Origin of the sequence: Bradyrhizobium uaiense (genome assembly GCF_010811875.1) — a bacterium.
Taxonomy (GTDB): domain Bacteria; phylum Pseudomonadota; class Alphaproteobacteria; order Rhizobiales; family Xanthobacteraceae; genus Bradyrhizobium; species Bradyrhizobium uaiense.
In genome coordinates, this window is the sequence record NZ_VKHP01000384.1 from 1 (window position 1) to 5,836 (window position 5,836).

The following is a 5,836-nucleotide window of genomic DNA, read 5'->3' on the forward strand; positions in this document are numbered from 1 at the left end:
GACTTCGCTATATCCAGACCGATCGTCGAAATTGACTGCATAGGCTGCTCCTCCGAATCGTGGGAGCCTCAATCGGCGCCCACTCCTTGGCACTCTCGTGCCCGTGGAGGAGCCGTCCACAGCATCAGAAGCGGACTCATGGCCGCAATTGCATTCCACATGCGCGACGGGCACTTCGACGATAGACAATCACCATCCTCGCGGATCAGACCCGCGAACTGCTGTTGAACGGGAATGCAGCAGTTAGTCCGGAAGCGGCCAGCGTCAGCCGAGGCGGCGCGATGCGGTCGGGACCTCGTCGTCCCGTATAAAATCCAACAGTTCGAGCAATCGGTCTGAACACCGTCATCTGCTAGGAGAGCATGATGACGCCTGTCCTCCATGCTCCAAACTCTTGGCTTGCCCTCATACACCCACTAGGATGCCTCGGTCGTTATCGCGAGCCGGATCAACATGATCGACGATGCGGTAGATAAGGGAGAAGAGCAGGCCACTCGTCCCGAACGATCCAACCTTTCGGACGCGGGCGCAGGCCTCGTCCTGCAACAAACGGTCGTGCTCTTAGTCGACCTCGTTGAATCGGTGCGGCTCATGCGGGAGCGCGAGGCCTTCACCGTTCGTCGATGGGCAGACTTCGTCCGAGTGGCTACCTCCGAAATATTGCCGCGATATCACGGCACGCTTGTGAAAAGCTTGGGTGACGGTTTGTTGGCGCGTTTCGAGACAGTGCCGGACGCAGTCAACGCCGCCGCCGAGATGCACCGCGCAGTGACCGCGCAAAACATCGGCCTAGCGGAAAATCAGCATTTTCACCTTCGTGCCGGTGTCAACGCAGCTATGGCGTGGAGCGATGGTATCGATATCTACGGGACGGGCGTGAACCTCGCTGCCCGACTGGCGACATTGGCCGGGCCGGGAGAGACGATTGCGAGTGCCTCAGCGCACGAACAACTTGCGACTGCTCTGGCCACTCTTGCAAGACCTGGCGAGACGATCGGCAGTGCCACGGCGCGCGACGAGTTGACTCACGGGGTTGATGCGTCCTGCGAAGACCTCGGCGATTGCATTCTCAAGCACTTCGACAAGCCGGTTCGGGCATTTAGGGTCGGTCCGGCAGGTCCGCATCCAAATATCGCTGCGCGCCGCGACTATCGGACTGCTATGCAGCCCAGTATCGCCGTGGTGCCCTTCTCCGCGAGGACCGACGCTCCCGGGTTCTTCGATGTTGGCAACCTGATCGCCGACAGCGTGATTTGGCGGCTGTCAAAGTCTGCCAACCTGAAGGTGATTTCGCGTTTGTCGACCGCGGTGTTTCGCGGCCGCGCCAGCGATGCCAGCGAGGTCTCAGCTCATCTCGGCGCTGCCTACGTTCTTAGTGGCGCCTATGTTGCTGGTGCAGGCAAGCTCATGGTATCTGCCGAGCTCTCTTCGGCGCGCGACAACCAGGTATTGTGGACCGACCGCCTGAGCGGAGAAATCGGCGATCTGCTAATGCCCGAAAGCGAGTTGGCCAAACGCATCGCCCAGGCAGTGCATCTCACCGTGTTCGACGCTGAAGTCGAACATATCCTGACCCACCCCCTGCCGACGCTTGAGAGCTATTCGCTACTGCTTGGTGGGATCAAGTTGATGCACCGCTCAAGCAAGGACGAGTTTCTACAGACACGCAGGATTCTTGACGAGCTGATCAATCGCCACGCCTTAATCGCGGCCCCCCGCGCGTGGCTCGGTAATTGGTACATCCTGCGAGTAACGCGCGGCTGGTCCGAGGACCGCACGCGTGAGGCTTCCGAAGCCTTGAGCGCCACCCACGCCGCTCTCGACCGCGATCCGTCGGACGCACTGGCGCTGGCGACTGAAGGTTTTGTCTATTGTCATTTGTTGAAAGACCTGGACACCGCGCTCAAGCGTTGTAACCAGGCCGTGGAAACCAACCCGAGCCATGCACTTGGTTGGCTTTATCTTGGCACCGTCAACGCGTTCATGGGCGACGGGCAGGCCGCGGTCGACGCGACTCGGCGCGCGATGGAGCTCTCTCCGCTCGATCCGCAGCGCTACTATTTCGAGTCTCTTAGCGCGACGGCAGCGCTTTCCGCGCATCAATATGAAAGTGCCGAAAGGCTGGCGCGGTCATCGCTGGCGCTCAATCGCACGCACCTCTCGACCTGGCGAGCCCTGACCATCGCCCTGGTCTCGCAGGGGCGAATGGATGAGGCACGCGAAACTCTCGTCATGGTGCGACAGCTTGAGCCGACCTTGACAGTGGAGAGATATCTTGCACGCATACCCAATGCGCAGCTGGAAACCGGCCGGCATTGGGCACGCTGCCTTGCGATGGCGGGCTTGCCGTCCGGAAGCGGAGGCTCCAACCGACACTGATGATGGACGAGTAGGTCGCGCGCTCGCTTAGGGGCCGGAGTGGGTGAGACTGAGCTTCCAGAATGAGATACGATCAGATGCAGCGCCGACTTTCGGTTCGGGTCATTCACGTCGAATCGCATCGGCGGAGCCGCCGGTCGATGTCCGCAATGCTCCGTTTGTGTCCACGCAGGCACTGCGCGGCAAACGACGTTAGGGGCCAATAGCTGCCCACAATGTTAAGACGGCGGCGCGCACTTCGAAACTAACACCGGCACGTCCGGTCGAATCTTCCGTGCCAACGCGACGCGCTCGTTCCAACCGCAAGTAAAAAGGCGAAAACCCTCTGAAAAATCTGCTACACTCGGCCTATGAAAACCTTTTCAGATAAGGTCCGCGACATCGTGCGCAAGATCCCAAAGGGGAAGGCCATGACGTACAAAGCTGTCGCTACTAAAGCCGGCAATCCGAAGGCTGCACGCGCGGTTCGCGTTATTGCAAGCGACGGCTCAATGCGCGGCTGCGTGCGTCCGCGCCGTCGGTCGGCCCAACAATGATCCGCTTGACAGGGAGCTTCACCGCGTCGGCACCGCCCCGGATTGCGCTGCGGTCCATCCGGGCTACCGCGACTACGGCGACGTCAGCATCCCCACGATCGCGCCCATCAGACAGGTCGTCAGCGTCCCTGATACGACCGACTTCAGGCCGAGCGCGTTGATCTCGTCGCGCCGTCCGGGCGCCATGATGCCGAGGCCGCCGATCATGATGCCGAGGCTCGCGAAGTTGGCGAAGCCGCACATCGCATAGAGCATGATCAGGCGCGAGCGCGGATCGAGCGCGTCGGGGCCGAGCTTCGACAAATCGACATAGGCGATCAGCTCGTTCAGCACGGTCTTGGTGCCCATCAGGCTTCCGGCCGTGATCGCCTGCGGCCACGGCAGGCCCATCAGCCAGCACACCGGCGCCATCACGTAGCCAAGCAGCCGCTGCAACGAGATCTTGGCGCCGCCGATCTCCGGCAGCAGGCCGATGATCTTGTTGCCGAGATAGACCAGCGCGACCAGCACCAGCAGCATCGCGATGATGTTCATCAGGAGCTCGAGCCCCGCAGTGGTGCCCTTCACGATCGCGTCCATCGTCGACGACACCGGGATGTCGGGATCGTCGAGCGATCCGCCGGTGCGTTTGTCCGTCGTCTCCGGCACCATGATCAGGCTGACCAGAATGGCGGCCGGCGCGCCGAGCACCGAGGCGATGACGAAATGCGCGGCCGCATCGGGGATCAGCGGCGCCAGCAGCGTGGCATAGAGCACCAGCACCGTGCCGGCGATCCCGGCCATGCCGCCGGTCATCACCAGAAACAATTCGCTGCGGGTGAGCTGCGCCAGATAGGGGCGGATGAACAGCGGGGCTTCGACCATGCCGAGGAAGATGTTGGCCGCGGTCGAGAGCCCGACCGCGCCGCCGACGCCGAGCGTGCGTTCCAGGATCCAGGCCATGCCGCGCACGACCGGCGGCAGCACGCGCCAATAGAACAGCAGCGTCGTCAGCACGCTCATGACCAGCACGATCGGCAGCGCCTGGAAGGCGAGGATGAAATCCGAGCCCGGCGCCTTTGGATCGAACGGCGCGGGGCCGCCGCCGACGTAACCGAACACGAAGGCGGTGCCGGCGCGCGTCGCGGCGGCGATGGTGCCAACGGCATCGTTGATCGCGCCGAACGCCTGCGTCACCAGCGGCACCTTGATCAGCACCAGCGCGGCGACGATCGTAACGATGAGCCCGATCGCCGCCTGCCGCAGCGACACCTTCCGGCGATTCTCGCTCAACACCCAGGCGATCACGAGCAACGCCACCACGCCGAACGCCGATTGCAACTGCAGCATCACGCCCCCAAGAACCCTCGCGCGATTATGGGCAGGGGCCTCGCGCAGCGCAATGCTGTTGCGCGTTCTCTTTCCCGCCATTGACAAGTTACAGGTGCTCGGTCACGCCATCATCCATGTCCTCCGTCACATCGGCCGGCGCCCGCGATCTGCTCGGCCACAGACCGTTCCTGTTTTTTCTGTCGTCGCGCAGCCTGTCGCGCTTCTCCAGCCAGATCGGCGCGGTGGCGATCGGCTGGCAGATCTATGATCTGACCGGCAGCGCATTCGACCTCGGCATGGTCGGACTGGTGCAGTTCCTGCCGACGGCGCTCCTGGTGTTCGTCGCGGGTCACGCTGCCGATCGCTTCGAGCGCAAGCGCGTGGTGCAGGCCTGCCAGGTCGCGGAAGCGCTGACCGCATTGTTTCTCGCCGGAAGCACTTTTGCCGGCACCATCTCCGAAATCCAGATCTTCGCTGCGACCTTCGTGCTCGGGATCGCCGGTGCATTCGAAAGCCCGGCAACCGCGGCGCTGTTGCCGCTGATCGCGCCGCAAGGCTCGCTGCAGCGGGCCACCGCGATCTCGAGCGGCGCGGCGCAGGTCGCGACCATCACGGGTCCCGCGCTCGGTGGCTTCGCCTATGCGATGATGCCGAGCGCGCCCTATGCCGTGATGATGGTGTTCTGGCTGTTCGGTGCGCTGCTGACCGGCGGCATCGGCCGGTTGCAGCAGGCAGCGGCGAAGAACGGGGAGGTGTCGGACGATCTGTTTGCCGGCGTCACCTTCGTGCGCAGCAATCCGGCGATCCTCGGCACCATCTCGCTCGATCTGTTCGCGGTGCTGTTCGGCGGCGTCACCGCGCTGCTGCCGATCTATGCGCGCGACATCCTGATGACCGGTCCGCTCGGCCTCGGTATCCTGCGCGCTGCGCCCGCCGTCGGCGCGCTCTTGATGACGATGGTGCTGGCGCGGCACACCATCAATCGCCGCGTCGGCATGCGGATGTTCCAGGCGGTGATCGTGTTCGGCGTCGCCACCGTGGTGTTCGCGCTGTCGCACTGGATGTGGCTGTCGGCGCTGGCGCTCGCGGTGCTCGGCGCCGCGGACACGATCAGCGTCGTGATCCGCTTCTCGCTGGTGCAGCTTGCCACCCCCGACGAGATGCGCGGCCGCGTCGGCGCGGTGAATTTCCTGTTCATCAACGCGTCGAACCAGCTCGGTCAGTTCGAAAGCGGCGTCACCGCGGCGCTGCTCGGCGCCGTGCCGTCGGCCGTGCTCGGCGGCGTCGCGACGGTTGCGGTGGCGCTGCTCTGGATGAAGCTGTTTCCGACGCTGCGGGACGTGGAGAAGCTGGAGTAGGGCTTCTTACCTCGCCCCGCTTGCGGGGAGAGGTCGACGCGAAGCGGCGGGTGAGGGGGACTCTCCGCGAGTTCGTCTCTCACCGTCGTCGTGTAGGCTCGCCCTCGCGCTGACCTTCTTCCCCCACGCACGATTTCGGAATAATGGAAAAATACTGCTGAGTTGCCCGACGGGTCAAGTCGCCGTGTCGGACAGTCGCCGTGTCGGGCGCCGGCAGTCGCCGGCGACTGTGCATGGGGTTGGTTTCGATAT

4 protein-coding genes are annotated in these 5,836 nt (G+C 63.5%); 3 read left to right on the forward strand and 1 reads right to left on the reverse strand.

Features of this window, described 5'->3' with window-relative positions; all coding sequences use genetic code 11:
- The first annotated feature begins 453 nt into the window (after positions 1 to 453).
- Both FNJ47_RS44205 and FNJ47_RS54915 read left to right on the forward strand, forming a co-directional pair.
- On the forward strand, positions 454 to 2,379 hold the full coding sequence (locus tag FNJ47_RS44205; protein WP_163162820.1) for an adenylate/guanylate cyclase domain-containing protein: 1,926 nt from the start codon (positions 454 to 456) through the stop codon (positions 2,377 to 2,379).
- 350 nt (positions 2,380 to 2,729) lie between these two features.
- Complete coding sequence (locus tag FNJ47_RS54915) at positions 2,730 to 2,915, forward strand: MGMT family protein (RefSeq protein ID WP_163162823.1); 186 nt, start codon at positions 2,730 to 2,732, stop codon at positions 2,913 to 2,915.
- Positions 2,916 to 2,987: 72 nt separating this feature from the next.
- On the opposite strand, the gene FNJ47_RS44215 is transcribed toward FNJ47_RS54915, so the two are convergent.
- Positions 2,988 to 4,244 carry a NupC/NupG family nucleoside CNT transporter gene (locus FNJ47_RS44215; protein WP_163162825.1) on the reverse strand — a complete coding sequence of 419 codons (1,257 nt, stop codon included), beginning with the start codon at positions 4,242 to 4,244 and terminating at the stop codon, positions 2,988 to 2,990.
- 116 nt (positions 4,245 to 4,360) lie between these two features.
- Here FNJ47_RS44215 and FNJ47_RS44220 point away from each other — a divergent pair, with 116 nt between their 5' ends.
- Positions 4,361 to 5,584, forward strand: a complete 1,224-nt coding sequence (locus FNJ47_RS44220) for an MFS transporter (RefSeq protein ID WP_163162827.1) — start codon at positions 4,361 to 4,363, stop codon at positions 5,582 to 5,584.
- The last annotated feature ends 252 nt before the right edge of the window (positions 5,585 to 5,836 follow it).

Coding starts and splice junctions, on each gene's coding strand:
- FNJ47_RS44205 (WP_163162820.1), top strand. CDS start 454: ATGATCGACGATGCGGTAGATAAGGGAGAAGAGCAGGCCACTCGTCCC.
- FNJ47_RS44215 (WP_163162825.1), bottom strand. CDS start 4,244: ATGCTGCAGTTGCAATCGGCGTTCGGCGTGGTGGCGTTGCTCGTGATC.
- FNJ47_RS44220 (WP_163162827.1), top strand. CDS start 4,361: ATGTCCTCCGTCACATCGGCCGGCGCCCGCGATCTGCTCGGCCACAGA.
- FNJ47_RS54915 (WP_163162823.1), top strand. CDS start 2,730: ATGAAAACCTTTTCAGATAAGGTCCGCGACATCGTGCGCAAGATCCCA.